Source organism: Streptomyces sp. NPDC052023, from assembly GCF_044548465.1.
Taxonomy (GTDB): domain Bacteria; phylum Actinomycetota; class Actinomycetes; order Streptomycetales; family Streptomycetaceae; genus Streptomyces.
On the sequence record NZ_JBIUBW010000004.1, the window covers coordinates 47,020 to 73,640 of the forward strand.

Annotated in this window: 24 protein-coding genes and 1 pseudogene; 14 read left to right on the top strand and 11 right to left on the bottom strand. The window is 71.0% G+C overall.

The annotated features are described in order from the left end of the window. Positions 1 to 105: 105 nt before the first annotated feature. On the bottom strand, positions 106 to 2,259 hold the full coding sequence (locus ACIHCM_RS10630) for a SpoIIE family protein phosphatase (protein WP_399892308.1): 2,154 nt from the start codon (positions 2,257 to 2,259) through the stop codon (positions 106 to 108). 206 nt (positions 2,260 to 2,465) lie between these two features. Between ACIHCM_RS10630 and ACIHCM_RS10635 the strand changes: the two genes are divergently transcribed. The 7 genes from ACIHCM_RS10635 (at position 2,466) to ACIHCM_RS10665 (ending at position 9,026) form a co-directional block, all read left to right on the top strand. Continuing rightward, positions 2,466 to 2,687, top strand: a complete 222-nt coding sequence (locus ACIHCM_RS10635; protein WP_399892311.1) for a cytochrome P450 — start codon at positions 2,466 to 2,468, stop codon at positions 2,685 to 2,687. Between the two features lie 83 nt (positions 2,688 to 2,770). Next, positions 2,771 to 3,343 carry a PP2C family protein-serine/threonine phosphatase gene (locus ACIHCM_RS10640; RefSeq protein ID WP_399892315.1) on the top strand — a complete coding sequence of 191 codons (573 nt, stop codon included), beginning with the start codon at positions 2,771 to 2,773 and terminating at the stop codon, positions 3,341 to 3,343. 49 nt (positions 3,344 to 3,392) lie between these two features. Continuing rightward, positions 3,393 to 3,782 (top strand): lipocalin-like domain-containing protein, encoded by a 390-nt coding sequence (locus ACIHCM_RS10645; protein WP_399892318.1) that lies wholly within the window; start codon positions 3,393 to 3,395, stop codon positions 3,780 to 3,782. A gap of 119 nt (positions 3,783 to 3,901) precedes the next feature. Continuing rightward, entirely contained in the window at positions 3,902 to 4,777 is an 876-nt protein-coding gene (locus ACIHCM_RS10650; RefSeq protein WP_399892321.1) for a fumarylacetoacetate hydrolase family protein, read from the top strand. A gap of 63 nt (positions 4,778 to 4,840) precedes the next feature. Continuing rightward, entirely contained in the window at positions 4,841 to 5,764 is a 924-nt protein-coding gene (locus ACIHCM_RS10655) for a VOC family protein (RefSeq protein ID WP_399892324.1), read from the top strand. Between the two features lie 30 nt (positions 5,765 to 5,794). Next, positions 5,795 to 7,432: a bifunctional 3-(3-hydroxy-phenyl)propionate/3-hydroxycinnamic acid hydroxylase gene (locus tag ACIHCM_RS10660; RefSeq protein WP_399892328.1), complete on the top strand. Its 1,638-nt coding sequence runs from the start codon at positions 5,795 to 5,797 to the stop codon at positions 7,430 to 7,432. 289 nt (positions 7,433 to 7,721) lie between these two features. After that, positions 7,722 to 9,026: a PucR family transcriptional regulator gene (locus ACIHCM_RS10665; protein ID WP_399892331.1), complete on the top strand. Its 1,305-nt coding sequence runs from the start codon at positions 7,722 to 7,724 to the stop codon at positions 9,024 to 9,026. 22 nt (positions 9,027 to 9,048) lie between these two features. On the opposite strand, the pseudogene ACIHCM_RS10670 reads toward ACIHCM_RS10665, so the two are convergent. Next, positions 9,049 to 9,446: pseudogene (locus ACIHCM_RS10670) on the bottom strand (transposase); the annotation flags it as partial. Positions 9,447 to 9,859: 413 nt separating this feature from the next. Further along, the gene (locus ACIHCM_RS10675; protein WP_399892334.1) at positions 9,860 to 10,144 is read right to left on the bottom strand and encodes a hypothetical protein; all 285 of its coding nucleotides are present in this window, start codon (positions 10,142 to 10,144) and stop codon (positions 9,860 to 9,862) included. Positions 10,145 to 10,446: 302 nt separating this feature from the next. Between ACIHCM_RS10675 and ACIHCM_RS10680 the strand changes: the two genes are divergently transcribed. Further along, positions 10,447 to 11,532, top strand: coding sequence for an LLM class flavin-dependent oxidoreductase (locus ACIHCM_RS10680; RefSeq protein ID WP_399892337.1), 1,086 nt, complete (start codon positions 10,447 to 10,449; stop codon positions 11,530 to 11,532). Further along, on the top strand, positions 11,529 to 12,143 hold the full coding sequence (locus tag ACIHCM_RS10685; RefSeq protein ID WP_399892340.1) for an FMN reductase: 615 nt from the start codon (positions 11,529 to 11,531) through the stop codon (positions 12,141 to 12,143). Before ACIHCM_RS10680 ends, ACIHCM_RS10685 begins: the two co-directional genes overlap by 4 nt. Before the next feature lie 92 nt (positions 12,144 to 12,235). On the opposite strand, the gene ACIHCM_RS10690 is transcribed toward ACIHCM_RS10685, so the two are convergent. The 5 genes from ACIHCM_RS10690 to ACIHCM_RS10710 form a co-directional block, all read right to left on the bottom strand. Then, positions 12,236 to 12,574, bottom strand: coding sequence for a GNAT family N-acetyltransferase (locus tag ACIHCM_RS10690; RefSeq protein WP_399892343.1), 339 nt, complete (start codon positions 12,572 to 12,574; stop codon positions 12,236 to 12,238). A 16-nt stretch (positions 12,575 to 12,590) separates the two neighbouring features. Then, complete coding sequence (locus ACIHCM_RS10695) at positions 12,591 to 13,331, bottom strand: YoaK family protein (protein WP_399892346.1); 741 nt, start codon at positions 13,329 to 13,331, stop codon at positions 12,591 to 12,593. Then, positions 13,309 to 13,836 carry a DoxX family protein gene (locus ACIHCM_RS10700; protein WP_399892349.1) on the bottom strand — a complete coding sequence of 176 codons (528 nt, stop codon included), beginning with the start codon at positions 13,834 to 13,836 and terminating at the stop codon, positions 13,309 to 13,311. Before ACIHCM_RS10700 ends, ACIHCM_RS10695 begins: the two co-directional genes overlap by 23 nt. 42 nt (positions 13,837 to 13,878) lie before the next feature. Continuing rightward, positions 13,879 to 14,541: a hydrolase gene (locus ACIHCM_RS10705; protein ID WP_399892352.1), complete on the bottom strand. Its 663-nt coding sequence runs from the start codon at positions 14,539 to 14,541 to the stop codon at positions 13,879 to 13,881. A gap of 116 nt (positions 14,542 to 14,657) precedes the next feature. Further along, positions 14,658 to 16,547: an amidohydrolase gene (locus ACIHCM_RS10710; protein ID WP_399892355.1), complete on the bottom strand. Its 1,890-nt coding sequence runs from the start codon at positions 16,545 to 16,547 to the stop codon at positions 14,658 to 14,660. Between the two features lie 454 nt (positions 16,548 to 17,001). Between ACIHCM_RS10710 and ACIHCM_RS10715 the strand changes: the two genes are divergently transcribed. Beyond that, positions 17,002 to 17,973, top strand: a complete 972-nt coding sequence (locus ACIHCM_RS10715) for an alpha/beta hydrolase (RefSeq protein WP_399892358.1) — start codon at positions 17,002 to 17,004, stop codon at positions 17,971 to 17,973. Between the two features lie 20 nt (positions 17,974 to 17,993). Further along, positions 17,994 to 18,713, top strand: a complete 720-nt coding sequence (locus ACIHCM_RS10720; RefSeq protein ID WP_399892361.1) for an alpha/beta fold hydrolase — start codon at positions 17,994 to 17,996, stop codon at positions 18,711 to 18,713. Between the two features lie 71 nt (positions 18,714 to 18,784). Here the strand turns inward: ACIHCM_RS10720 and ACIHCM_RS10725 are convergent, their stop codons facing one another. Next, complete coding sequence (locus ACIHCM_RS10725) at positions 18,785 to 19,996, bottom strand: low temperature requirement protein A (RefSeq protein ID WP_399892364.1); 1,212 nt, start codon at positions 19,994 to 19,996, stop codon at positions 18,785 to 18,787. Further along, positions 19,993 to 21,360, bottom strand: coding sequence for a dihydrolipoyl dehydrogenase family protein (locus ACIHCM_RS10730; protein ID WP_399892367.1), 1,368 nt, complete (start codon positions 21,358 to 21,360; stop codon positions 19,993 to 19,995). Before ACIHCM_RS10730 ends, ACIHCM_RS10725 begins: the two co-directional genes overlap by 4 nt. Before the next feature lie 230 nt (positions 21,361 to 21,590). On the opposite strand from ACIHCM_RS10730, the gene ACIHCM_RS10735 reads away from it, so the two are divergent. From ACIHCM_RS10735 to ACIHCM_RS10745, 3 genes are all read left to right on the top strand, one after another. Further along, positions 21,591 to 22,166: a Dps family protein gene (locus ACIHCM_RS10735; protein ID WP_399892370.1), complete on the top strand. Its 576-nt coding sequence runs from the start codon at positions 21,591 to 21,593 to the stop codon at positions 22,164 to 22,166. A gap of 122 nt (positions 22,167 to 22,288) precedes the next feature. Beyond that, complete coding sequence (locus ACIHCM_RS10740) at positions 22,289 to 23,005, top strand: acetate uptake transporter family protein (RefSeq protein ID WP_399892373.1); 717 nt, start codon at positions 22,289 to 22,291, stop codon at positions 23,003 to 23,005. A gap of 186 nt (positions 23,006 to 23,191) precedes the next feature. Further along, complete coding sequence (locus ACIHCM_RS10745) at positions 23,192 to 24,163, top strand: helix-turn-helix domain-containing protein (RefSeq protein WP_399892376.1); 972 nt, start codon at positions 23,192 to 23,194, stop codon at positions 24,161 to 24,163. Between the two features lie 13 nt (positions 24,164 to 24,176). Here the strand turns inward: ACIHCM_RS10745 and ACIHCM_RS10750 are convergent, their stop codons facing one another. Next, positions 24,177 to 26,528 (bottom strand): ATP-binding protein, encoded by a 2,352-nt coding sequence (locus ACIHCM_RS10750; protein WP_399892379.1) that lies wholly within the window; start codon positions 26,526 to 26,528, stop codon positions 24,177 to 24,179. Positions 26,529 to 26,621 lie beyond the last annotated feature (93 nt).

The window sequence follows — 26,621 nt, forward strand, 5'->3', positions numbered from 1 at the left end:
CCACCTGCCTGTCCGACTGTGAGGTCATGACTCGTCAGGATCACACCTGAGATCGCGGGGAGATCGCGGCGCCTGGGTGCTCCGTGAGCGCAGCCGTCGCCCGCCTCAACGGACCTTCACCAGGAGGAGAGCGGTGTCGTCGGCACGGTCTCCTGATGGCTGGGCGTGGGCGAGAAGCGCGTCGGCGATGTCGTCCAGCGAACCGGTGGCTTCGGAGAGCACCGTCGCGAGGCCGGTGAGGGCGGTTTCATGGTCGATGCCGGGGGTTTCGGTGAGTCCGTCGGTGTAGAGGGCAAGGAGGGTGCCGGGAGGCAGAGGGATGTCGGTGGTGGGGTACTCCGCCTTGGGGTCGACGCCCAGCAGCGGGCCCGGCGGTGCGGCCAGGACGTCGGTGTGCAGGTCGGGGTGGCGCAACAGGGGCGGGCAGTGGCCCGCGGTGGCCAGCTGGGCGCGGTGGTGGACCAGATCGATGTGCGCGTACAGGCAGCTGGTGAGCAGGCCGGGGTCGAGATCAGTGAACAACTGGTTGGTACGGGCGAGGACTTGCCCTGAGGCGGCGCCGGCGACGGCGTAGGCGTGCACCGCGGTGCGGACCTGACCCATGAGGCCGGCGGCGCTGACATTGTGGCCCTGTACGTCGCCGATGACGGCGGCGGCTTCGGTGTCCGACAGGCGGATGAGGTCGTAGAAGTCGCCGCCGATTTCCATGCCGTGGCTGGCGGGCAGATAGCGGGCGGCCGCCTCCAGGGCGTGCACCGTCGGCAGCGTGCGGGGCAGCAGGCTGGCCTGGAGGCCTTCGGCCAGCTCGTGTTTGGCGTCGTACCGCCGGGCGCGGTCCAGGGCCTGGGAGATCAGGGCACTGATGGCGGTAAGGGCGGCGCGCTCCTGCAGGGTGAAGGAGTGGGGCATCCGGTAGCCGACCAGGCAGACGCCGACGAACTCCTGGGAAGCCATGAGCGGCAGCCAGGCCCATGCGCCCAGGTCGTCGTCGATGGCGGCGCTCCCGGGAAACGCCGCAAGCCGCTCTCCCCGGTCGGCGAAGAAGGACGGCACCCCCTGGGTCAGCCCCCACGACGGTGCGCTGCTGGTCAGCCCGGGGACTGGGAAGTCCGAGGCGAGGGGGGCGTGGTCGACGAGGTCGGCAAGCTCCTGGCTGAAGCCGTGGTGGCCGACGACCCGCACCCGGCCCGCCTCCGCGACCAGCACTGCGAAGGCCTGCGCGTGCAGGGCGACCAGGAGGTGGCCGGCCACCACCTCCACCACCTCGTCGGCGGACGCCGCCGCAGCCAGACCGATGGAAAGCTGCATCATGTGGCAGTGGGCGTCCAGGTCGGCGGGGCCAAGCACCACCCCGGCACCGAGGGCCAGTTCATCGGGGCTGTGGGCAGCGCCGGCCGGAACGGAGAGGCGCAGGCTCACACCGGTGCGGTCCGGGTAGAGCTGCAACAGCACTTCTCTGCCGGTGCGGGGCTGTTTCACCGTGCAGGACGTCGGGAGCTGGCTCGCGAGTGCGGCCTGGTACCGCAGTCGGTGAGGCGCGGGAGCCAGCCACGGAACCGCCTCCCAGATCCGGGCGCCCAGCAGGTCCGGGATGCTCTCGCCCAGCAGGTCGGCCGCGGTGCGGTCGACGAAGGTGATGATTCCCCGAGCGTCGGCCCGGCAGGCACCTTCGGGCAGAGCGGCTATGAAGTCCGCGGCGGCCTGAGGGTGAGCCGGTGCCAAGGGATGCGTGGGCGTCGGCGGCAGGAGACGCGGCTTGAGCCCGGGCTGCACGCGGTGCCCGGCTTCGGCGGCCTCTTGCAGGAGCACGGCGATGCAGCGGGCCGCGGTGGTGAACCGGCCCCGTGCACGCGTATCCATGGCGGACGATTCCTGGGACAACAGCACCAGCATGGCGCCCCACACGCGGGAGCCGGCCACGAGCGGCGCCGCTGCGACGGCGCCCAGGAAGGGGAAGGTCAGGGCCAAGTGGGGATAGCGGCGGGCGAACTCTTCACCGGAACCGACCCACACCAGATGCCGCTGGATTATCGCTTCGGGAAGTGGGCCTTCGGCTGCGGCGGCCACCCGCATGCGTCGCAGCAGACCGACGAACCCCGTGGGCATCCCGAGGCTCGCGTCCAGGACCAGGACCTCGCCGCCGGGTTCGAGCAGAAGGAGCGCCCCCGCGTGCGCACCCGTACCGGCCACCGTCCGGGCCACCATCTGATCCAGCAGCTCCTGGACGGCAGCGGGTTGCAGGTCCTCGCCACTGGCCATCCGCTGCACTCGCTTCGCGGAGTCGTGTGCCTCTCTGCATGATAGGCCGGGCCATGCAGGCACGCTGCCCGCTGTGCAGCCGTTGGGCTACGCACCCCCGGTGACCATGCGCGAGCGCATCTCCGCGCCGGGATCGACGTCCCCGACACCGCCATTCCCAGCGGCAGGCCCGTCGTCCTGTGGCTCGCCTCAGGCAATCGCGACCCATGCGGGTCCATGATCCCGACCGGTTCGACCCGACCCGCCCGGACAATGAGCACCTCGGCTTCGGCAGCGGCATCCACCTCTGCTATGGCGCACCGCTGGCCCGCATCGAAGCCCAGGCCGCGATCGGCGCGCCTCGGCATGGCACGCCTGGTCGAGGACCCGCCCCCCACCGGCAGAGTGTCATGCCCCGCGGACCCCGCCACCTGCCCGTCCCACTCTGAACATGGCTACGTGGCGGCCGACGCCATTGCACTGCCCTCTCTCCTGCTGGGCCTGGTCGCCGGGGACGGTGGTCGGCCACGGCATGCCCGCAAGCGCCGCCCTGGGCCGCCTGCGCGCCGCCATCCAGACCCTCGCCGACCTCGAACTCGAACCGGACGAGCTGCTCACCCGGATCGCGGACCTGGTCCAGCGCCTCGCGGCCGAAGCCCCACCCGGCGACCACGACAGCCTCGGCGCCACATGCCTGTACGCGGTCCACGACCCGGTCACCAGGCGCTGCGTCATGGCCAGTGCCGGGCACCCGCCACCCGTCCTGGTCCGGCCCGACGGGACCGCCGAAGCCGTCGGCATCTCTCCGGGACCACCACTCGCCGTCAGCGGCAGGCCGTACGAGACCACCGCGATCGTCCTCGAGCCGGGCAGCGTCCTCGCCCTCTACACCGACGGCCTGGTCGAACAGTGCGACAGAGGCCTCCTGATCGGCCTTCACCCTCGGCCGCCGGTCGCATGGGCGCTGTCAGCCCAAGGCGGCAGGACTTTTTGTGTTCCGGGGACCCAGAGCCGGTGCCGCGGTCGCGGGTTGACTGCCAGGTGTGGGCGGCAGGAGCCGGCCACTCGGCCCGGCCGACCGGGCGTCACCGTGGTGCTGCTGTGACGGTGCCCGCGGTCGGGCCGACGGTACTGGAGCACGGTGCGAGGCGGACATGGACAGTTTGGTCGGAGCCTGGGTTCTTGAGGACTTCTCGCTCACACGTGAGGGGACGGTCGTCCATCCGCTCGGGAAGCGTCCGAGCGGGATGCTGCTCTACACCGCCGACGGGTGGATGAGCGCGCTGCTGACCGCCCATCCCGACGAGGCTCCGGTCGCATCTCTGTTCGAGGAGACAGCCAGTGGAACCGTGGCGTATGCCGGACGCTGGAAGCGCGAGGCGGACGGGCCGGTCATGCACCTTGTTCAGACGAGTCACTACACGCCGTGGGCGGGAACGGCCTTGGTGCGCGATGTCCGGCTCAGTCCGGGACGGCTGGAGCTGACAGCTGCCGGGGCCGACGAGTCCCTGACGCGCCTGTGCTGGCGACGGGCCGACGCCTGACGGGGCTGGGACCGAGCCGGCCGCCCTCCACGCAGCCGGAGCAGCGACAACGACCGCCCGGCTGAACATCCCCTCATCTCTTTATCCCTTTCCCCTTTTTCTTACGGAGGTGTTGTGCCATGCGCACAGCCACGCTCAACAGCCGTCTGGTGCTCGTCTTCCCCGACGGCGCCGTGGACGTCGAGAAAGCCAGCAGCGGGCTCTTCTCCTCGGACCCGCAGGCAGTCTTCGACCGCTGGGCCGAGTTCCGCGACTGGGCCCAGTCCACGGCCGCGACCGGCCACGAGCGGATCCCCGTGGAGGAGCGGCAGCTGGGCGCGCCGGCTCCGCGCCCGCGCCAGGTCTTCGGGGTCGGGCTGAACTACGCCGACCACGTGTCGGAGTCGGGGGCCGCCGTTCCGGAGCGTCCCGCTGTCTTCACCAAGTACCCCACGTCCCTGACCGGGCCCTACGACACGGTCGCGCTGCCGAGCGCCCTGGTCGACTGGGAGGTCGAGCTGGTGGCGGTGATCGGCCGTGAGGCGTACCAGGTCGCCGTCTCGGACGCGTGGCAGTACGTGGCCGGCCTCACGCTCGGTCAGGACCTGTCCGAGCGCGGCATCCAGTTGTCGGGACCGGCGCCCCAGTTCTCCCTCGGTAAGTCGTTCCCCGGCTTCAGTCCGACCGGGCCGGTCCTGGTCACCCCGGACGAGTTCGACAACCCCGACGACCTCGCGCTTGGCTGCGCGATCGACGGCGAGACCATGCAGGAGTCGCGCACCTCCCAGATGATCTTCTCGGTGCCCCAGCAGATCGCCTGGATCTCGTCGATCTGCCCGCTGCTGCCCGGCGACCTGATCTTCACCGGCACACCGGCCGGCGTGGGCGGCGCCCGGGACCCGCGCCGTTTCCTGGCCCCCGGCGAGGAACTGCGCAGCTGGATCGACGGCATCGGTGAGCTGCGCAATCCGCTGATCGCAGCCCCCAGCTACCCCGAAGGACCGCAGGCCGTCTGACGCGCGGCCCCACACCTTCCTGCGTACACCCCCCGCACACTGAAGCTTTTCGAGGAGACTGCCATGGCCCTGCACCGCGTGGCACACATCACGATCGGCGTGCCCAATGTGGCCGCCACCTCCGCCTACTACGCCGATTTCGGGCTGACCGACCTCGGCGACGGCCGTTTCGCCACGGCCGACGGCGGCGAGCAGCTCAAGATCGTTCACGCGGCGCGGCGCCGCCTGGAGGAGCTCACCCTGAGCGCCGAGGACCAGGACGACCTCAGCCGCATCGCCTCCTCCCTGGACCGGCTGCAGGTGCCGTTCGTCCGGGACACCCACCGCCTGCGCGCGGTCGACCCGGGCACCGAGGTGACGGTGACCGTCGAGGTGCAGCCGCGCATCGTGCAGCCCCCGGCCGCGCAGGCGCCGTACAACGCCCCCGGGCGGATCGAGCGGACCGGCGAGCGTGCCCCCGGCGTGCTGCGTGAGGGGCCGGTGCGCGTCCGCCGCCTGGGACACGTCGTGCTTGGCTCCACCAACCAGGAGGCTTCCCAGCGCTTCTTCACCGAAGGGCTCGGCTTCAAGACCAGCGACCAGACGGCGGACGCGGCGTTCCTGCGCTGCTCCACCGACCACCACAACGTCCTCGTCCAGAAGGCCCCCATCTCCTTCCTCCACCACACCTCCTGGCAGGTGGACGACGTGGACGAGGTCGGACGCGGCGCCACCCGGATGCTGGAAGGCCACCCCGAGCGCCATGTGTGGGGCCTGGGCCGCCACCAGCTGGGGTCGAACTTCTTCTGGTACCTCAAGGACCCGGCCGGCAACTTCTCGGAGTACTACTCCGACATGGACTGCATCGTCGACGACCAGCTGTGGACCCCCGGGGTGTGGGAGGACGCCCGCATCGCCCTGTACAACTGGGGCCCGCCGGTGCCGCCGTCCTTCCTCCGCCCCGAGGACCTCGCCGCGATGATGACCGGCGCGCACGACGCCGGCTGAGAACGAACGCAAGAAGAAGTGGAAGCACGAATGCGCACCTCTGCCCGTGGCCTCGCCGCGGAGACCTACGACGTACTGGTCGTCGGCGCCGGTCCGGTCGGGCTGGCCACGGCCATCCAGGTGGCCACCCGAGGCCGACGGGTCGGCGTCGTCGAGCGCTGGCCGCAGCCCTACCCGCTGCCGCGCGCGGTCGTCTTCGACCACGAGGCCGGCCGCATCATGGCGTCCCTCGGGGTGGACATAGCCTCCGTCAGTGAACCCGCTGTGGAGTACGAGTGGCGCAACGGAGAGGGTCAGAGACTCCTTCATTACGACTTCTCGGACAACTACTCCGGTTGGCCCAACGTGAGCGCGTTCAACCAGCCCACCCTCGAAGCGGCCCTGGAAGAGCGCGCCCGGTCGCTGCCGGGAATCGAGATGCTGCGCGGCTGGGAAGCCGTCGACGTCGAGGCGGGCGCCACGGGCGTGGAAGTCACTGTGGCGGAGAGCTTGGGAGACGAGCCACTGCTCCGTGACGGAGTACGCGCGGAGCGTACCCTCCGGGCCGCGTACGTCGTCGGCTGCGACGGCGCCAGGAGTTTCATCCGGTCGTGCATGCGCACCGAGGTCACCGACCTCGGCTTCAAGTACGACTGGCTGGTTCTCGACGTCATACCCCATGACCGGGACCGCGAATGGACGCCGCGGAACCTGCAGCTGTGCGATCCGGCCCGGCCGACCTCGGCGGTGGTCGGTGGCCCGGGCCGCCGGCGCTGGGAGTTCATGCGACTGCCCGGCGAGTCCATCGCCGAGCTCAACAAGATCGAGACCGCCTGGAAGCTGCTGGAGCCGTGGGACGTGCACCCGGGCAACGCCGCCCTGGAGCGGCACACCGTCTACACCTTCCAGGCACGGTGGGCGGATTCGTGGCGCGAAGGGCGGCTGCTGCTGGCCGGGGACGCGGCCCACCAGATGCCGCCGTTCGCCGGGCAGGGGCTGTGCTCAGGCCTCCGTGACGCCATCAACCTGGGCTGGAAGCTAGACCTGGTGCTCGCCGGGAAAGCCGACGAGGCGCTGCTGGACACCTACACCACCGAACGATGCCAGCATCTGCAGCATGCGATCGAGACATCTGTTCGTCTGGGGAGGATCATCTGCGAGCCGGACCCGGCCGCCGCCGCCGAGCGCGACGCCCGCATGATCGCCGACCAGGAGGCCGGCCGCGCGCCAGTGGGAGACGCGTTCGTGCAGCCCTTCACCGGCGGACTGCTGGACTGCGACGCCACCGACGCCCCGGTGGAGCCGGCCGGGCAGCTCAGCCGACAGGGACGGGTGCGGTTCGGGGACCGTACCGGCCTGTTCGACGAAACCGTCGGCATCGGGTTCACCCTGCTCACCACCGGTGATCCGCGTGACGGGCTCGACGAGGACAACCTGGCCTGGTGTGACGAGGTCGGGCTTCGCCTGCTGAGGGTCACCGACGATCCGGCGGCGAACGGCCCCGACGACGTCGTCGATCTCGACCGCACCTACCTGGCCGACCTGGCCCGTACCGGCCTTGAGGCCATGCTGGTGCGCCCCGACTTCTACGTCTTCGGCGGCGCCAAGAGCACGGCCGACATCCCGCGCCTGGTGGGTGAACTGCGCGGCCGGCTCACGGCGGTACCCGCCCCGGAGCTCACCTCTTGAGCCCTCCGGCGCCACGGCCGGTGCCCATGGCCGACCTCGCCGAGCACAGCGACGCGTGACACGGTCGGCGCTTCGCGCGCCGCCCCGTGCCGGCTCGCGAAGTGAACAACCCCGGCCGGTGACGGTGCGACCGTCCCGGCCGGGCAGCCCGCCGACCGCCGGTAGCGCCGGTCAGCAGCCGCGACCGCGGCTGCTCGACCTAACCGGGGAAGATATGATCGTCGTGGCCTGGGTGGCAGCGGCGAGTGGCCCGCCCGCCCGCCTCCCCGGCGATGGAGGGATGCGAGGCGTGACGGGACAGTGGCTCCAGTGGTTGCGGCCGGATCCCGACCGCACCACCGAGCCCGTCGTGTCCGTGGCGGAGCTGGCCGCGGCACGCACAGAGCTCGGCGCGGCCCCGGTCGAGTGGGCGCTCCAGAGCGCCGACGCCATCGCGGAGGAGGTCCTCAGGAAGGTGCCCGAGCACGGGGGCGGGCCCGCTGCCGCGACCACCCTGCGACGTGTGATTCAGGCTGCGGTGCTCACGGGCTTGCGCCTGATGGTGTCCGACTTCAACAGGCCCATGCCCGCCCTCACCGAGGAAGCGCTGGAAGGATGCCGGGAGTTCGCACGCCGCGGGATCCCGCTGGAGCTCGTCCTGCGCGGCGTGCGGCTCGGACACGCGCAGCTGACGCACGGCCTGGCAGTAGGAGTCGAGGAGCACGTCCCGGCCGACCAGCGCCTGGCCGAGCTGCGCCGGATCGAGGAAATGCTGTTCACCTACGTCGACGCCCATTCGAGCGTGATGGCCGAGGAGTACATCGCCGAACGGGACCGTTGGCGCGGCAGTGACGAAGCCGCCCGCCGCGCCGTCATCGACGACGTGCTGGCCGGCCGCCCGGTCGACCAGGAGGCCGCCGCTCGGCGTCTGCGGTACGACCTGTCCCGCACGCACGTGGCCGCGGTGCTGTGGGGCGACGACACCGCCACCTCCGCGCCCGCCGCGGAACGGCTGCACCACGCGGCCTCCACCATGGCCCACACTCTGGAAGCGGCCAGGACGCTCATCATCCCGGCCCACGACAACAGTGTGTGGGCATGGTTCGCCGTCAGCGGCGAGAACGCCGAAGAACACATCCGGCACCTGCACAGCTCCCTGCCCGAGCCGGCCGGGGTGCGTGCGGCTCTCGGCCCGCCCGCGCCAGGGCCCCATGGCATGCGCCGCAGCCATCTGGGGGCGTTGCAGGCACAACGGATGGCCTTGCACGGTACGGGCTCATGGCTCTGCGACTACCGGGACATCCGCCTGGCGGCCCTCGTCACGGCCGACTCCGAACACGCACGCTGGTTCGTACAGGAGGTGCTCGGGCCGTTGGCCTCCGAGGGAGCCCGGCTGCGGGAGCTGCGCGAAACCCTGCGCGTCTACCTCGCCGAAGAGCGCAGCCTCCGCACCGCGGCCGAACGCCTGCACATCGCCCGCAACACCGTCACCTACCGCGTCAAACGCGCGGAAGAACTGCTGCCCGAAACCACCACAGCAGGCAGCTCACTGGAACTGCGCGTGGCGCTCGAAATCACGGCTGCCTCGCCAAACGGCACGCCGGCCAACGTCTGAAGGCTGCTGTGACTCCTGGCGCGGAGACGGTCTGCTTGGACACCTCGGCGCCGTACATCTCGGCGAGACGGGCTGATATCTCCCCATGGGTGAGCCCTTCGCGGACAAGGAGAGCACCATCTCGCCGACTCCGGTCAGGCGCTGCTGCCGCTGATTGACGATCTGCGGCTCGAACGTGCCCGAGGTGTCACGCGGGACCTTGACCTCGACCGGTCCGACGTCGGCCAGCACGGGCTTGGCCCGGCCCCGGTTGCGGGAGTTGCCGCTGCCCCGGCCGGCCGCATCGTGCTTCTCATAGCCGAGGTGATCGGTGATCTCACCTTCCAGGGCCGATTCCGGGACCCGCCTGGTCAGTTGCTGCAGCAGTCCGCCCTGCCCGGTCAGCTGCAGCCCTTCCGGCCGGGCCCGCTCCACCGGCATCGCGACCAGTTGCTCGTCGGACGCCCTCGCGGCGCAGGCGCTGGTGATCCGGCTGGGGTCCGGCCGGCGGTTCACCGCCTACGGCGACGTCGAGTTGATCGACGCGCTCACGAGGGACCGGGCCGGCGCACGTCGGTTCGTCATCAACACCCTCGGGCCGTTGGCTGAAGCCGACACAGCGCAGGGGAGAGGTGGGCAGGACCGCGTCGGCGCCCGGACGTCGCCTGGCAGTCGGACTGCCGTCGCCGGCGACATTGCTCCCGGATCGTCTGCGATTCTGGAGCCGGCCTCGCGAGGCTCCTGATCTGCGGTTTTGCGCATGCGCACTAGGTGTGTTGCGGGCGTTACGAACGATGTCCTGACGCTGAAATGACGCTCGTGACACCCCGTTCGACGCTCGTTCGGATGGGGTGTCAGGTGAACCGTGGGGCAGGTCGGGCCCTGTCGGGTGGCGTCGACCGTGTAACTGCGGGGGGCTGCTTGTCCGTCCCGAGGTCTGCTTCCACGTCGTAGCCCGGGGCGGAGTGCCCCAACGTCGGACGGCCTATGTCGGCGCCGAGGTCGAAGGCCGCGTCCTCGGCGGCCTCGGCAAGGGCCCGCTCCTCTCTGCGCCGTACCGCCTTGTCATGGTGTTCCGCGAGCCGTTCGGCGATGTCGTGGACGATGTGGTGTGCGTCGTGCTGGTCGTTCTCGCTCATGAATCCACCGTTCTGGGGCGTTGTTCAAGCAGGGTCGAACTCCGGCAAGGGCCGCCCGGGGGACGGGGTCCGCAGCGTCAGCAGTCAACGCGCTCCACGTGCCGGCCTCGCTCCTCTCCGCGCATGGTCTCTGTTCCGTCGGTGAACAGAACCCGCGATGGGGTGCGGGGCCTGGACGAGCGCGCCCGGCCCGGGACTGGGCGCGGACAGTCAAGACCTGCTGCGTGCGCGGTCATCGACGCGAAGCGGTGGGTGCCTAAGGTTCCGGCATCCATACCGACGCCCGAAATGACGAGGTCCCCATGCAGTTCGGAATCTTCTCGGTGGGGGATGTGACCCCCGATCCGACCAACGGCCGTACTCCGTCGGAGCACGAACGCATCAAGGCGATGGTCGCCATCGCGATGAAGACGGAGGAGGCGGGTCTGGACGTCTTCGCGACCGGTGAACACCACAATCCGCCGTTCGTGCCGTCGTCGCCCACCACCATGCTCGGCTACGTCGCCGCCCGCACCGAGAAGCTGGTCCTGTCGACCGCCACGACGCTCATCACCACCAACGACCCGGTGAAGATCGCCGAGGACTACGCGATGCTCCAGCACCTTGCCGACGGTCGCGTGGACCTGATGATGGGGCGCGGCAACACCGGCCCCGTGTATCCCTGGTTCGGTCAGGACATCCGCGAGGGCATCAACCTCGCCAAGGAGAACTACGCGCTGCTGCGGCGCCTCTGGCGTGAGGACGTGGTCGACTGGGAGGGCAAGTTCCGTACGCCACTGCAGGGTTTCACCGCCACGCCCCGGCCACTGGACGGGGTACCGCCGTTCGTCTGGCACGGCTCGATCCGCTCCCCGGAGATCGCCGAGCAGGCGGCCTTCTACGGCGACGGCTTCTTCCACAACAACATCTTCTGGCCTGCCGATCACACCAGGCGCATGGTCCAGCTGTACCGGCGGCGGTGGGCCCATCACGGGCACGGCCGTCCTGAACAGGCCATCGTGGGGCTCGGCGGGCAGGTGTTCATGCGGAAGAAGTCCCAGGACGCCGTACGGGAATTTCGCCCCTATTTCGACAACGCCCCGGTCTACGGGCACGGTCCGTCGCTGGAGGAGTTCACCGAGCAGACTCCGCTGACGGTGGGCTCTCCCCAGCAGGTGATCGAGCGGACGCTGGCGTCTCGTGAGACCGTCGGCGACTACCAGCGGCAGCTGTTCCTCATGGACCACGCCGGGCTGCCGCTGAAGACCGTGCTGGAGCAGATCGACATCCTCGGTGAGGAGGTCGTGCCGGTGCTGCGCAGGGAGTTCACGATCGGCCGCCCGGCCGACGTGCCGGACGCGCCCACCCACGCGTCCCTGCGCGACGCCCGGGAGGTGTCCGCCGCATGAGGCTCGTCGCCGTGTCCGCGGGCCTGAGTACCCCGTCGTCCACCCGCCTTCTGGCCGACCGGCTCGCCGAGGCGGCCGGCGGTGACCTCGCTGTCGCGGGCCATGACGTGCAGACAGATGTCATCGAGCTGCGAGAACTGGCCGTCGCCGTTGCCAACAACTTCGTGACCGGCTTTCCGGCGCCGCAACTCGGCGCCGCGATCGATGTGGTGACGGGTGCCGACGGTGTCATCGCCGTGACACCGGTGTTCACGGCCTCCTACAGCGGGCTGTTCAAGTCGTTCTTCGACCTGATCGACCCGGAGGCCCTCACCGGCAAGCCGGTCCTCGTGGCGGCCACGGGAGGGACGGCCCGTCACTCCCTGGTCCTGGACCACGCCCTGCGCCCGCTCTTCGCCTATCTGCGCGCGGTCGTCGTCCCCACGGCGGTGTACGCGGCGTCCGAGGACTGGGGATCCGGCGGCGACGAGTACACCGAGGGTCTGCCCGGACGGATCCGGCGCGCGGGCGGCGAACTGGCCGCCCTGATGGCGGCCCGCCCGGTGCGGGAGACGGAGGAAGACGACGTCAGCGCGCTCGAACGCCAGCTGTCCGACCTGCGCTTCGACTGAGGCTGAGGCCGGGCCGACGGACCACGCCGCCGGGCGGTGGACGCGACCGGGCAGCCGCGTGCTTCAGCTGGCCGCCCGGACGGCGTTGAGGATCAGCGGCGCCCCGGAGTCAGCCATTGCAGGATCTCCGGGGTCACCGGGTCGGTGATGTCGCCGAACTCGTTATGCCGATGCAGGTACTTGGCCACGTAGGGGCAGACCGGCACGATGCGCTTGCCCGACCTACGGGTGTCGGTGAGCGCCTCCTGGACCAGCTGGGCGGCCAGCCCCTGGCCGGCGAAGGCGTCGTCGACCTCCGTGTGGTAGAAGACCCGCTGTTGCTCCCGGTCTCGGTAGGCGGTCAGGCCGGCGCGTGTGCCGTCGACCAGGATTTCGTAACGGTGCCTGGCATCCGACCGCTCGACGGTCGCTGCGGGTGAGGGCTGGTTCATCGGGATCCTCCTTGGTTCAGGGCCGTGGCCGGGTCCACCCGGCGTCGGCGGTCGAGAGGCGGTAGGTGGTCGCGGAGGTCGCCGCCAGCAGCACCAGCATCAGACCGAGGGCGAGGACGAGGTGGTCGTGCAGCAGGAGCGCGGCTCCCGCGAGGGCGCCGAGGAACATGGCGAGCACGGAGAGGATCCGGCGGCCGGGGCGCGGCGCCTCGCCGCCGGCCGAGTGCGAGTCCGCGGCCAGGCCCGTCAGGGTCAGAGTGAGGACGGTGGTGGTGAGGTCCGGGACGCCGAGGCGCCGGGCGACCGCGTTCTGCAGGCCCATGGCGATCCCCAGGAGCACGATGAGGGTGTACTGGACACCGGTGGTGACCCGGCCGCCCGACAGAGCGGCGACCACGACGGTCACGGCGACGAGGACCGTCTGTGCTGCCGTCGCCGACGTCAGGAGATGTCCGCGGTGCGCGGCGAACCGGGATCCGAGCCTGCCCCCTGCCAGCGCGCCGAGGAGGAACGCGGCCATCGACGCGACGGACGCGAGCGCGGACAGGCTCTCCTCGCCCGCCAGGGCGAATCCGAGGAACACCACGTTGCCGGTCATGTTGGCGACGAAGACATGCCCCAGTGACACGTAGCTCACGGCGTCGACCAGGCCGGTGACCACCGTCAGGGTCAGCATCAGGGGAGGCAGCGGGCCGTGCGGGTCTCCCTGGCGGGGTATGAGCGTGCGGACCGCGTCACTCAGCAGCAGCCTGCGCATACCGCGTCCCTTCCGCCTCGGTGGCCGGCCGGTGCAGCACCACGCGGGTGAGCAGTCCGCTCGCCGGGCCCAGCAGGATCGCCGCGACGGCGACCCACACCGGCCATGGGGTGAGGTCCAGCGCGTGGTCCACGGACCACCGTCCCGGCCCGGTCAGGGCGAGGGCCGCGGAGACCACGACGAGGACGAGGGGGTACTCGTAGCCGTCGTTCTGCACCCACAGCCCCTTGGCCCACTTCACGGTGCCCGCGACCGTCATCACGCCCATCGCGGCCATCGCCGCCAGAGGCGTCAGCAGTCCGGCGGCCAGGAACAGGCCGGAACCGATCTGACTTGTTCCCGCGACGACGGCGGTGAGCCGGCCGCCGCGGAAGCCGTCGCGGCGGAACTCCTCGGTGCCGCCGGCCAATCCGTTGCCTCCGAGCCGGAAGCTCACTTTCTGCACCCCGTGACCGGCGATGAGCAGCCCCACCACCAGCCGGAGGGCCAACAGTCCAGCATCCATCGTGTTCCTGCCTGTTCCTGGCGTTCTGTGCCGGTGCGGGGGTCAGCCGGCGGCGTGGGCGCCGATGACGGCCTGCGCGTAGACGATCCCGAGGCCGTAGGCCCCGCCGTTCTCCTTCACCACGTCGGTCACGGCGGCGTAGGTCTCGGTGCGGGCCCAGTCGCGCTGGAGTTCCAGGAGCACCTGCACCCAGGTGACCGGGACGGCCCCGGCCTGGACCATGCGCTGGATGGCGTGCTCGTGGGCCTGCGGGCTGACGCCGCCGGAGGCGTCGGTGACGACGTACACCTCGTAGCCCTGGGCGATCGCGGAGAGCGCGGGCAGGACGACGCAGACCTCGGTCCACAGGCCGGCGAGGACGAGCTTCTTGCGGCCGGTGGCCTTGACGGCCTCGACGAAGTTCACGTCCTCCCAGGCGTTCATCGTGGTGCGGTCGATGATCTTGTGGTCGGGGAAGACGGCCGGGAGCTGCGGCATGATCGGGCCGGAGAAGGACTCGGCGGCCACGGTGCTCAGCACGACCGGCACGTCGAAGGTCCTGGCGGCCTTGGCCAGGCCGACCGTGGCGTTGATGATCGCGGTGCGGTCGCCGCTGCCGGTGCCGAAGAACATCTGCGGCTGGTGGTCCACGAACAGCACCGCGCAGTTGTCGGGCGTGAGCAGGTCGGGGCTGGGGGCGGCGGTGACCTCGGCGATGTCGACCATGGGAATGAGCCTTTCTTCGTGAGTAGTGGCGCGGACCGCTGTCCACGCCGGGACAAGAACCGTCCTGTGGACGGAGCTGCGGGGGTGGTGACCCGGAAGGAGCCCCTTCCGGGAGTTCAAAGGTCGAAGCAGGGATCGAAGGGCCTGCTCGTGGCGTCCGGGGTGAGGCCGCGCGCGATGCGCCACTGGCGGTGTTGCTCCGACTCGGCCACGGCCTGGCCGAGCGACTCCGCCTGGCCGGCGCCGGAAAGGGGAGTCCGGCGGGATGCCTGATATCCGCCGAAGTGGGCCACGGGGCTCCAGGCCGGGCTCACGACGGGAAGTTCCTCGTCGAGTCCCTCGTACTCGGCGGCGGCGTAGACGATCCGTCCGCCGGTCACCGTGAGCAGCGACTCGATGTGCGCGATCTCCGGCTCGGGCACGGTGAAGTAGTCCTGCGACAGGATCGCCAGATCCGCGTAACAGCCCGACCGCAGTACGCCCTTGACGTCGTCCTCACCGGTCAGTGCGGCGCCTGCGCGGGTGAACATCGCCAGCGCGGTCTGCCGGTCCACGCGGTTCGCCGGCGGGCGCAGGGCGAGATCGCCGACGGTGCGGCCGCTGACCAGCCAGTGCAGGGCGACCCAGGGGTTGTAGGTGGAGACCCGGGTGGCGTCGGTGCCGGCGCCCACGGTCAGGCCGCGGTCCAGCATGGCGCGGATCGGCGGGGCGTCGGCGGCCGCACCGGGGCCGTAGCGGCGTAGAAACGCCTCACCCTGGAAGGAGAGACGGTTCTGCACGGACATCGCTCCGCCCAGCGCGGCGATGCGGTCCAGGCTGTCGGCGGAGACGGTCTCGGCATGGTCGAACAGCCACCGGTTCCCGACCGGGAAGAGCCCTTCGGCGGCGAGCTTCTCGAACACCGCGAGGTCGCGGCGAATGGTCTCGTCATACGTGGCGTGGAGCCGGAATCCCCACCCGTTCTCCATCAGGAGACGAACCGCCTTCTCGAACTCCGCCTCGTAGCCGGGCGCGAGGTCCGGGCGGGGCTGGGTGAAGTTCTCGAAGTCGGCGGCTGCCCAGGTGAGGTTCTCCCCCGCGCCGTTGAGGCGCAGCCATTCGTCCCCGTCCTCCGGGCGGGCCATCTCGATCCAGCGGGCGAGATCGTCGACCTCCTGGCCCACTGTCTGCGGGAACAGGTGGTAGGCGATACGCAGGGACAGTTGTCCGGCCTTGGCCAGTTCGATGACGGTGGCGTAGTTGTCGGGGAAGTTCTGGAAACCGCCCGCGGCATCGATCGCCGAGGTCAGCCCGAACCGGTTCAGCTCGCGCAGGAAATGACGGGTGGAGGTCTTCTTGTCGTCCCCCTCCAGTACCGGCGCCTTGGCCAGGGTCGAGTACAGGATGAGGGCGCTGGGCGCGGCCAGCAGCATGCCGGTCGGCTCCCCGTCCCGGCCGCGCACGATCTGGCCGCCCTTGGGGTCGGGCGTGTCCTTGGTGAAGCCGGCCGCCTTGAGCGCGGCCCGGTTCAGCACGGCCGACTGGTACAGGTGCAGCACGAACACCGGGGTGTCCGGGGCGGCGGCGTTCAGTTCTGCCACCGTCGGCAGCCGGCGTTCGGCGAACTGGTCGGCGGACCAGCCCCCGACCACCCGCACCCACTGCCCCTTCGGGGTCCGGGCGGCCTGCTCGCGCAGCATCGCCAGGCCCTGCCGCAGGCTGCGCACGCCGTCCCAGCGCAGTTCCAGTACGTAGTTGAGGCCGCCCCGGATCACGTGCAGGTGGGCGTCGTTGAGGCCGGGGACGACCCGCCGCCCGAGGGCGTCGACGACCTTCGTGCCTGAACTGACGTACGGTGCCACGTCCTTGTCGTCGCCCACGACCGTGAGTACGCCGTCGCGGACGGCCAGTGCCGACGCCTGCGGGCGGCCCGGGTCCCCGGTGTGGATCTTCGCGTTGCGGACGACGAGGTCCGCGGCATCGTAGGTGGCCTGCGGAACCAGCCCACCTACGGGCATTGTTGACATCTGTCGGTACCCCTTTGGGAAAGCGACGTCGATTCGGGTCGCGGGCCGGCAGTGGCGGATGCCGGCGATCCGGTCGTGTGCGAACGGCCGTCTGCTCGAATCCGGACCCGGCGAATTCCCCCGGCACTCGTCGTGCTCCGAGGCCGAGGGCGGGCCCTGTACGTCAGGGGCCGTGGCTGCTTCGCCGTCACATTAGGCACGGTGGAAGCGCTCCTGTGTCCTGCCCGTGCACTGGACGCGGCCTCGCAGCGCACGGACGCCGGCCACGCCCCGTGCCGGTCGGACGGACCCGACGCCGGCCGTGCACTGTGAGGTCAGCGGCGCTGCGTCCGTGGGCAATGGCCGCGCTCCGGGCGGTCCTAACGTGACGATCAGCGGCTCCCACGCCCTCGCCGGGCTCCGGGCCCGTACCGCCGGCAGGACCGGCAACCCACCGACATTCGAGGAGATTCACATGTCCGATGCCGTCGAGCCGGTCCAGCCGGTGCTCGAACCCGCCGCCGCCGCGTTCGCGAAGGCGACCGCCAATCCGCCGTTCTTGTTCGACCTGCCCCCGGCGGAGGGGCGCAAGGCCGTCGACGAGGTGCAGTCCGGGGACATCGACAAGCCCGCGATCCACGAGGAGTGGATCACCGTTTCGGGCGGGCCGACGGGCAGCGTCCGTGCGCGGATCGTCAAGCCCGCAGGTGCCGAGGGCACCCTTCCGGTGATCATCTACATCCATGGTGCGGGCTGGGTCTTCGGCAACGCCCACACCCATGACCGTCTGGTGCGCGAACTCGCCGTCGGCGCGGGCGCCGCTGTGGTGTTCCCCGAGTACGACCTGTCGCCCGAGGTCCGCTACCCGGTCGCCATCGAGCAGAACTTCGCGGTCGCCCAGTGGGTCGTGCGGCAGGGAGCGACGAAGGGCCTGGACGCCACCCGCATCGCGGTCGCCGGTGACTCGGTCGGCGGCAACATGACCGCCGCGCTGACGCTGATGGCCAAGGAGCGAGGCGGCATCCCGCTGGTGCAGCAGGTGCTGTTCTACCCGGTGACCGACGCGAACTTCGACACGCCCTCGTACCACCAGTTCGCCGAGAACTACTTCCTGCGCCGGGACGGCATGCAGTGGTTCTGGGACCAGTACACGACCGACGAGGCCGAGCGCGCCGAGATCACCGCATCCCCGCTGCGCGCCACCATCGAGCAGCTGGAGGGCCTGCCCCCGGCCCTGGTGATCACGGGCGAGGCGGACGTGCTGCGCGACGAGGGCGAGGCGTACGCGAACAAGCTCCGGGAGGCCGGCGTCGCGGTGACAGCGGTCCGCTTCCAGGGCATCATCCACGACTTCGTGATGCTCAACGCCCTGCGCGGGACCGAGGCGGCCGAGGCCGCGATCATGCTGGCCGCCGGCACCCTGCGTGCCGCCCTGCACACCGCCTGACAACGAGGAGAGACGCTGATATGAGCACTTCCACCCCTACCGTCGTCCTCGTGCACGGAGCATTCGCCGACGCGGCGAGCTGGTCCGGGGTCATCGCCGAACTGCAGAAGCACGACATCCCGGTGATCGCTCCGCCCAACCCGCTGCGTGGACTGGCCGCCGACGCCGCGTACGTCGCCTCCGTGGCGTCGCAGATCGACGGTCCCGTGGTGCTCGTCGGGCACTCCTACGGCGGCGCGCTGATCACCGTGGCCGGCGCCGTGGGGAACGTGGTGGGCCTCGTCTTCGTGTCCGCCTACGTCCTCGAAGAGGGCGAGAGCCTCGGTGAGCTGCAGGGCCGCTTCCCGGCCTCCCCGCTGGTGAGCAACCTCAAGCAGTGGACGTACCCGGTCGAGGGGGGTGACCCCGCGGTCGAGGTCACCATCGCCGCCGACGCGTTCCCGGCGGTCTTCGCCGCCGACCTGCCCGCCGACGTCACCGAGGTCCTGGCCGTGGCCCAGCGGCCGCTGGCCGCCTGGGCCTTCGAGGAGAAGGCGCCCGTGGCCGCGTGGAAGACCAAGCCTTCCTGGGCCCTGGTGGCCGGAGCGGACCAGGCGATCAACCCCGAGGTCCTGCGGTTCGGCGCCGAGCGCGCCGCGGCCACCGTCGTGGAGATAGAGGGGGCGTCGCACGCGGTCGCCGTCTCCCGGCCGAAGGAGGTCGCCGACCTGATCCGCGAAGCGGTACGGGCGACCAGCTGATCAGTTGTCCGCCGGCCGCGCGGACGAGCCCGTCTCGTCCGCGCGGCCGTGCGCTCACGTCGACTTCTCGCTCAACGCGGCGCAGGCCCGGTCCGGTCGGCCACCGTGACCGCACCGGCCAGGGCGGCCGCCAGCAGACCGGCGGCCAGCGCCGGCGCCGGTGAGAAGGCAGCCGCGAGGACGGCGACGGAGACAGCGGGAAAGACGATCCGTTCGACACCGCCGCGCCGATGCGGACGGACGTGTATCGCCCACACGGTGAACAGGAAGATCGCCGCCGGCACCGTGACCGCGGCGCCCGCCGCCGGCGACGGCGCCTCGGAGTCCCGTGCGAGCACCTCCGCGTAGGTGGCCAGGCCGGCTCCCACGGCCGCCGCCGAGGCGAAGACCAGGTAGTGGCCGTACGCCCAGGTGAACCGGTTGCGGTGGTCCACGTGCGTCGTGGCGAGCAGCGTGTGCGCCGGTCTGGCGAAGTACAGCCACCACATGGCGAAGACCAGGAGCAGGCCGCCTGCCGCCAGCAGGTACAGCGCACCGGCGTCGTGGTGCCGGCCGAAGGCGCCGCGGACCGCCGACGCGGCGGCCGCGACGGACTCGCCGAGCACGATGAGGACGAACAGCCCGTACCGCTCGGCGATGTGGTGCGGATGCCACGGGGTCCTCCCCGCGGACTCCGCCCACACCGGGACGGCCAGCTCGGCAATGATCAACACGAGGACGAGCGGCAACTGCGCCGCCCCCGGAACGAACAGGACCCCCACCCAGCCGATCTGGCAGCCCGTCACTCCGCCGGCGAAGCGGAGCGCGGTCCTTCGCCGGCCGGCGTCCGCTCGCGCGGCACGCAGCCACAGTGCGGCCAGGGCCGTACGCAGGACGACGTATCCCAGTGTGATGACGCGCAGGTCGCCTTCGTGGAACGCCTGGGGGACACCGGCGGCGAGAAGCAGCGACCCGGCGATCTGGAACAGCACCGTCAACCGGTAGGGGACGTCGTCCGGGTCGTACGCGGAGGCGAACCAGGTGAAGTTCATCCACGCCCACCACACGGTGAAGAAGACCAGCGCGAAGCGGAGGCAGCCCGTGAGGGCGTGCCCGTCGGCCACCGCTTCGCTCAGGCTCTCGGACGCCTGCGCGACCGCGATGACGAAGCACAGGTCGAAGAGGAGTTCCAGCGACGTGGCCGTCCTGTGCGGTTCACCGGGATTCCGGCCCGGCATGGTGGCGCCCGGCCGCTGGTGCCGTCCTGCTGGTCGCAGCGTCCGCCCCGGCGAGGAGCCGCTCATCGCAGTGCTCCCAGAGCGGCCTCCACCGTGCGGTGGAAGGTGGGATAGGTATAGATCATGTGCCGGAGACGTTCGACGGGAACTTCCGCGTGGACGGCGACGTTCAGCCCGTACAGCACCTCTCCGCCCACCGGTCCCGCCGAGGTCGCCCCGATCAGCACACCCCGATCGGCATCCTCGACCAGCTTGATGAACCCCTCGTTGCCCCGCCCGTGGATCCAGCCCCGTGTGGAGGAGGCGACCGGCATCGAGCTGGTGCGCACCCTCAGACCCTGGTCGCGCGCCTGCTGCTCCGTGAGCCCCACGGCCGCGATCTCCGGGTCGGTGAAGGTCACCCGGGGCAGCGCCCGGTAGTCGGCGTCGGGGCCGGGCCGCCCGAGGATGTCCCGCACGGCGATCTCCGCCTGGTACATGGACACATGCGTGAAGCTGCCCCGGCCGGTGACGTCGCCGATCGCCCACAGTCCCTCACCGGCCCGCATCTGCCCGTCCGTGGGCACGGTCCGTGCCGTGGGGTCGAGCCCCGCCGCGTCGACGGCCAGGGCTGCGAGGTCGGCGGCGCGCCCGGTGGCGACGAGCAGTCGTTCGCCGCGCAGGGGCTCCGCCTCACCTTCGAGATGGACAGTGAACGCGGCACGGTCATGGCCCACCTGCCGGGCTCGGGCCGACGTGAGAACGGTGGCGCCGTCGGCCCGCAGGATCTGCTCGGCGAGTTTCCCGGCCTCCGGTTCCTCCTGCGGCAGCAGCCGGTCCTGCCCCTCCACCACGGTGACCGCGCAGCGGAAGCGGGCGAAGACCTGTGCGAGTTCCACGCCGATGGCTCCGCCGCCGAGCACGATCATCGAGGCCGGCAGCTCCTTGACCGCCATGGCGTCCCGGTTGGTCCAGTACGGCGTCGAGTCCAGGCCCGGAACCGGCGGAATGCGGGGCCGGGTGCCAGTGGCCAGGACCACCCCCCGTCGGGCCCGGAAGGTGCGGTCACCGACGGTCACCTGCCGTGGCCCGGTAAGCCGTCCCGTGCCGCGCACGAGCCGGCCGCCCTTCTCCGCGAGGCGGTCGGCGGCCACCTGGTCGTTCCAGTCGTCGGTGGCATCGCTGCGGATCCGTCCGGCCACCCGGCTCCAGTCGGGAGTCACCTCGACGTCACCGGCGAGGAGGGGCACGCGGCCCGCCTCGGCGAGCAGGTTCCCGGCCCGGATCATCATCTTGCTGGGCACGCACCCCCAGTACGGGCACTCGCCGCCGACCAGCTCCGCCTCGATCGCCACCACGTCCAGCCCGGCCTCGGCCAGCGTGCCCGCGACGTACTCGCCGCCGGGACCCAGCCCCAGGACGACGACGTCGGCCTGCTCGCTCACACCCATGCTTCTCCTCGCGCTCCTCGGCTCGACGCCGTCCGCGAGAGGTTAGGCCGGGCCGGGCAGGGGACCATGTCCGCCGACGCACGGGGATGTGCCCGAGAACGCACAGCCGACGTGGACACCTCGCCCAGTGCGCTGCCGAGCACCATCGCGTGCCCTCCTGGGCAACACCTCCGCCGCGCCGGCCCTAGCGTCACTCGTGCCAGCAGAGCCCGGACCGCAGGAGGCGGATCATGACCAGCAGCACCCAGCACGTGAGCGGCCAGCCGTGGTTGCATCAGAAGGGCGAGATCATCCAGGAGTTCGGGACCGTCAAGCAGTTCCCTCTCGGCCTGTCCTACGAGACCCGCATGTACTCCTGCCAGCGGATCAACAAGGTCCTGGCCGACACCCAGATCCTCTACGGCCTCTACAAGAAGCATCACTGGCTGGTGCGCGGGGCGACCTTCTACCAACTGCACCTGGTGCTGGACAAGCACGCGGGAGAACAGCTGGCGCTCGTCGACACCCTCGCCGAACGGGTCCAGACCCTCGGCGGTGTCGCGGTGGGAGACCCGAGGCACGTCGCCGAGATCACCTCGATCCCGCGCCCGCCGGACGGCGCGGAGGAGGTGCCGGCGATGCTCTCGCGCCTGCTGCAGGCGCACGAGACGATCCTCGCCGACGCCCATGACGCGGCGTCCCGCACCGGGGAACTGGGCGACGACGGCACCAACGACCTGCTGGTCTCCCAGGTCATCCGGACCGGCGAACTCCAGGCGTGGTTCCTGGCCGAGCATCTGGTCGACACACCGCTCGTCCGTGCCTGAACGGGCGTGACAGGGCCTGAACCGCACACGCTCGCGGCGCGGCTCGGCGCCGGCATCGCGGCATCGGGGGCGGCGCCGCTGAGCGAAGCACGCTGCGACACGACGCAACAGGAGAGTTCACCATGACGACGAGTCCCGAACCGCCCGGGGAGCGGGCCGAGCGGACAGGCAGACACTTCGAACCGGACCTGCGTCCGATGACCCGCATCAATCTCCACCCCATCGCCTCCCCCATGCCGCTCGGCTTCTTCGCGGTGGCGATCGCCTCCGTCATGGTCGGAAGCCTCCAACTGGGTTTGCTGGGTGACGACGCCCATCGGGCCGTAGCCCTGACGATCTTCCCGGCCTTCATTCTGCAACTGATCGTCAGCATCCTGGCGTTCGGGGCGCGGGACGTGCTCGCGGCGACGCTCATGGCCTGCTTCTCCGGAACCTGGCTGGCGGGTTCCCTGGTGCTCGCACTCGATCCGCCGTCGGGCACCGAGGTGCTCGGCGTGCTCCATCTCGTGTTCGCCGTCTTCGCCCTGATGATGGCGACCGTCGCGACCCGCAAGCGTGCGATGTGGGCCGTGCTCTGTGTGGCTGTGCCACGCTTCGCGGTGGCCTCACTCTTCAACTTCACCGGCGCCGCGTGGCTGGGCTGGGTTTCCGGAGCGTTCGGACTGCTCCTCGCGGGCGTGGCCGTGTATGCCGCGTTCGCTCTCATGCTGGAGGACATGAGGGGCGAGGAGGTTCTGCCCCTGGGACGCCGGGGCCCGGCGCACGACGCGGTGGAAGGGGACCTGGCGGTGCAGCTGCGCAACCTCGAACGTCAGGCGGGCGTGCGGCGGACACTGTGAGCCACGCGCCACGGGCATGCCGACTGCCCGACCGGACAACCGGTCGGGCAGTTCGCGTACCGGCGGCCGGCCGCCGCCGTTTCTTCCTCCGGTTCTTCCTGGTCTGTCCCCGGCCGGGATGGTGACATCGTCACGTCGGCAACGGGATCCGAACCGTCGGCCGAGCACGATGCCCCAGGGAGACAGATGTCCGTCGTTCTTTCCACCGCGTCGTTGTCCCCGGCGGACCGGGTGGAGCGCTGGCGCGAGGCGGTGTCGCGCGCCTTCGTACCGCTCGATGTCGAGGCGCTCGAGGAAGATCCGTTGCCGGGAAGGATCGTCAGCGATCGACTGGGTGCGATGCGGGTGGTGCAGGTCCAGGCGGGGCCACAGATCGTACGGCGCGGCAAGCGTCTGATCGCGCAGGACGGGAAGGAGGTCCTCATCCTCACGCTGCAGCGCGGCGGCACCGCCGTCAAGGAGCAGGATGGGCGGGAGTGCCTGATCGGACCGGGCGAGTTCTCCTTGTCCGACTCGTCGCGTCCGCTGAGGAAGACGGTGCAGGGCGAGGCCCGTTTCGTCTCGTTCCAGTTTCCTCGCCGGGAACTGCGTGTGCGGGACGGGGATCTGCGAACGATGACCGCGACCGCCTTCTCCGGTCGGGAAGGCAGCGCCGCCGTGGTGGCGAGCTGTTTCGCGAGCATGGCGCGCGGGGCCGCGAGCTTCGACGACTGCGTCGGCCGTCGGATCGCCGTCACCGCGATAGACCTGCTGGCGCTGTTGATCGACGAGCGGTGCGGTCGCCTCGCTCCCCAGGCTCCGGAAGCAGCCGCGGCCATCACCGTACGAGTCAAGGACCACATCCTGCGCAACCTCTCCGACCCGGACCTGTCCCCACCCGCCATCGCCGCGGCGCACCACATATCGGTTCGCTATCTGCACAAGTTGTTCCAGTTCGAGGGGACCACGGTCGGGGGGTGGATCCGCACGCAGCGCCTGGAACGGTGCCGCCGCGATCTCCTGCGGTCCCCGGCCCTGGGACTGGGGGTGGCGGCCGTCGCCCGGCGCTGGGGTTTCGTGAGTGCCAGTCACTTCAGCCGTGCCTTCCGCACGGCCTACGGAGTGACACCTCGGGAGTGGCAGGCGCACGGGCCGGCCGGGGAGACCGCGCGCCGCTGAGGCAGCGCGCCGTTCACCGTACGAACCGGATGGGTGGAGCCGCCAGGCCGGCGGCGAGGGCGTGGAGGCCCGCGCGGGCATCGTCCAGCATGTCCGCCGGCATGTGAACCTCCAGAGCGAGTACGGCACGGTACTCGGCGGCGGCCTCGGTGTGCCGGCCGAGCCGGGCGAGTGCGTGGGCCAGGTGGAGGTGGACCTTGCCCGCCTGTGTGTGCCAGCCGCGGACGTCGAACTGCCCGCGCAGGGTGAGCAGCCCGTCGGCCGCGTCCTGCCAGCGGCCCAGGTCGAGACGGGCGAACGACACCGCATAGACGGCGGCCAGGACGGTGAATTCCCGTACGTTGGGCGGGATCCGGTCGCGGTTGCGCGGATCGGCGAGTGCTTGCCTGACCTCCTGGTAGGTCTCGACGGCCTCCTGCGGGTGGCCGGCCTTCCGCAGCACCCTGATCATCCCGCAGGCCACCTGGAGGTATCCGTTGATGTCGTCCGCCTCGGCGAACAGCTCCATGGCGCGGTGATTGCGGTCCGCGACGGACGCGAAGTCGCCGTTCGGCTCGTACAGCCAGCTCAGATAGTTGTGTGCCCATGCCTGCTGGACGATGTCCCCGGCCGCCTCGGCGAGGCCGAGGGCGCACGTGGCCGACTCGACCGCCTCGTCATGGCGGCCTTCGCACGTTTTGTAGGCCCAGGCGAGGTAGTTGCGGTGGGTCGCCTCCAGCACGGCGTCGCCCAGCGCCGCTCCGGCTGCGGCGGCGCGCTCGTAGACCTCGACCCAGTGTCCCGAGGACATCCAGTGGTCGGAGAACCAGTGCATGGCCTCGGCGACCTCGATGACCCGGGCGTGCTCACCGTTCTCCGCGGCCTCACGGAACGCCGCGAGCCAGTTGTCGCTCTCCGCCTTGATCCAGCGCATCGCCTGTTCACGGTCGTCGAGGGCGACCAGCCGTGCGGGGTCCGGCGGCGGTGCGCCGTAGCCCGGCTCGTGCCAGCGGCCGGCGAGGACGGCCGTGTCCAGGAGCCAGCACCGCAGCCGGGAACGCGCGGCCGACGACGCCTGCGCACCGTCCTCGGCGCGGTGGCGGGAGCCGGCGTACAGGCGCAGCAGATCGTGGAAGCGGTAGCGGTCCCCCCGGGAGGTCATCAGCAGCCCCGCCTCCAGCAGTTCCTCCAGGAGGTCCTCGGCATCGGGCAGGGGAGCGTCCGCGAGTACGGCGGCCGGTGCCAGGCCGAAGTCCCCTCCCGGTACGAGCGACAGGAGCCGGAACATCCGGGCGGCCTCGGGAGCGAGACGGGAGTACGAGAGCGCGAAGGCGGCGCTGACCCGCAGATCGCCCGCGTTGAGCGCGTCCAGCCTGCGCTCCTCGTCGGCGAGCCGGTCGGCGAGTCGTTGCAGACTCCAGTTGGTGCGGGTGGCGGCCCAGTTCGCGGCCACCCGCAGGGCGAGCGGGAGATGCCCGCACAACTCGGTCACGGCGCTCGCGGCCGCCGGCTCGGCGTCCACGCGCCCGGCGCCGAGGACGGCACGCAGCAAGGAAGCGGACTCCTGCCGGGTCAGCGCACCGAGCTCGACGCGCTGCACTCCCTCCAGGCCGGCGAGGGTGCGGCGGCTCGTCACCACCACGAGAAGTCCCCCCTCGCGCGGCAGCAGGGGCCTGACCTGGGCCTCGTGGGCGGCGTTGTCCAGCACCAGCACCGCGCGGAGACCGGCCGCGACAGTGTGGTAGCGGGCGAGGTGCTCCGCGGCACTGTGCTGGGCCAGCTCGCCGTCGCCCACGCCCCACGAGCTCAGCAGACGCAGCACGGCCGCCTCCGTCGAGAGCGGCTGCGCGTCGAGGCCCCGCATGTCCAACAGGAACGTTCCGTCGGGGCGAGAGGGCGCCAGCTCTTCGGCCAGCCGCACTGCCAGCGTGGTCTTGCCGCTGCCCGGCGGGCCGAACAGTACGGCCACGGGCGGCGCCGGGGAACGCGCCTCCTGGCCCTCGGCCCGCTCGTCCTCGGCGACCTCCTGCGCGAGGGCGCGCAGCGCGGTCAGCTCCTTGCTCCGGCCGACGAAGTCGCGTACGCCCCTCGGCAGCGCGTAGGGCGCGGCGGCTGTGACGGGGTGGGCGGGCGTCGCGCCCGGACGGGTGGCACGGGCAGCGCTCAGCAGTTCCGCACGCGCCGCCTCGTCCAGCCGCAGCCCCTGGGCGAGCGCGGTGACGGTTCCCCGATGGGGACGCAGACTCCGCCCGCGCTCCATGTCACCTATGGCGCGCCCCGACATCCCGGATGCCTCGGCCAGTTCCTCGATCGTCAGACGGCGCTCTTGCCTCAGCGCGCGCAACATCCGGCCGAACGGCGACGCGACTCCTCCCTCACTGCTCACGACGCGATAATACGTGTATCAGTCATTTCGTGCCCCGACGCGAGAGGGCGGCCTGCGCCGATGCCACGGGCATGAGCCGAAACGTCGTTCACC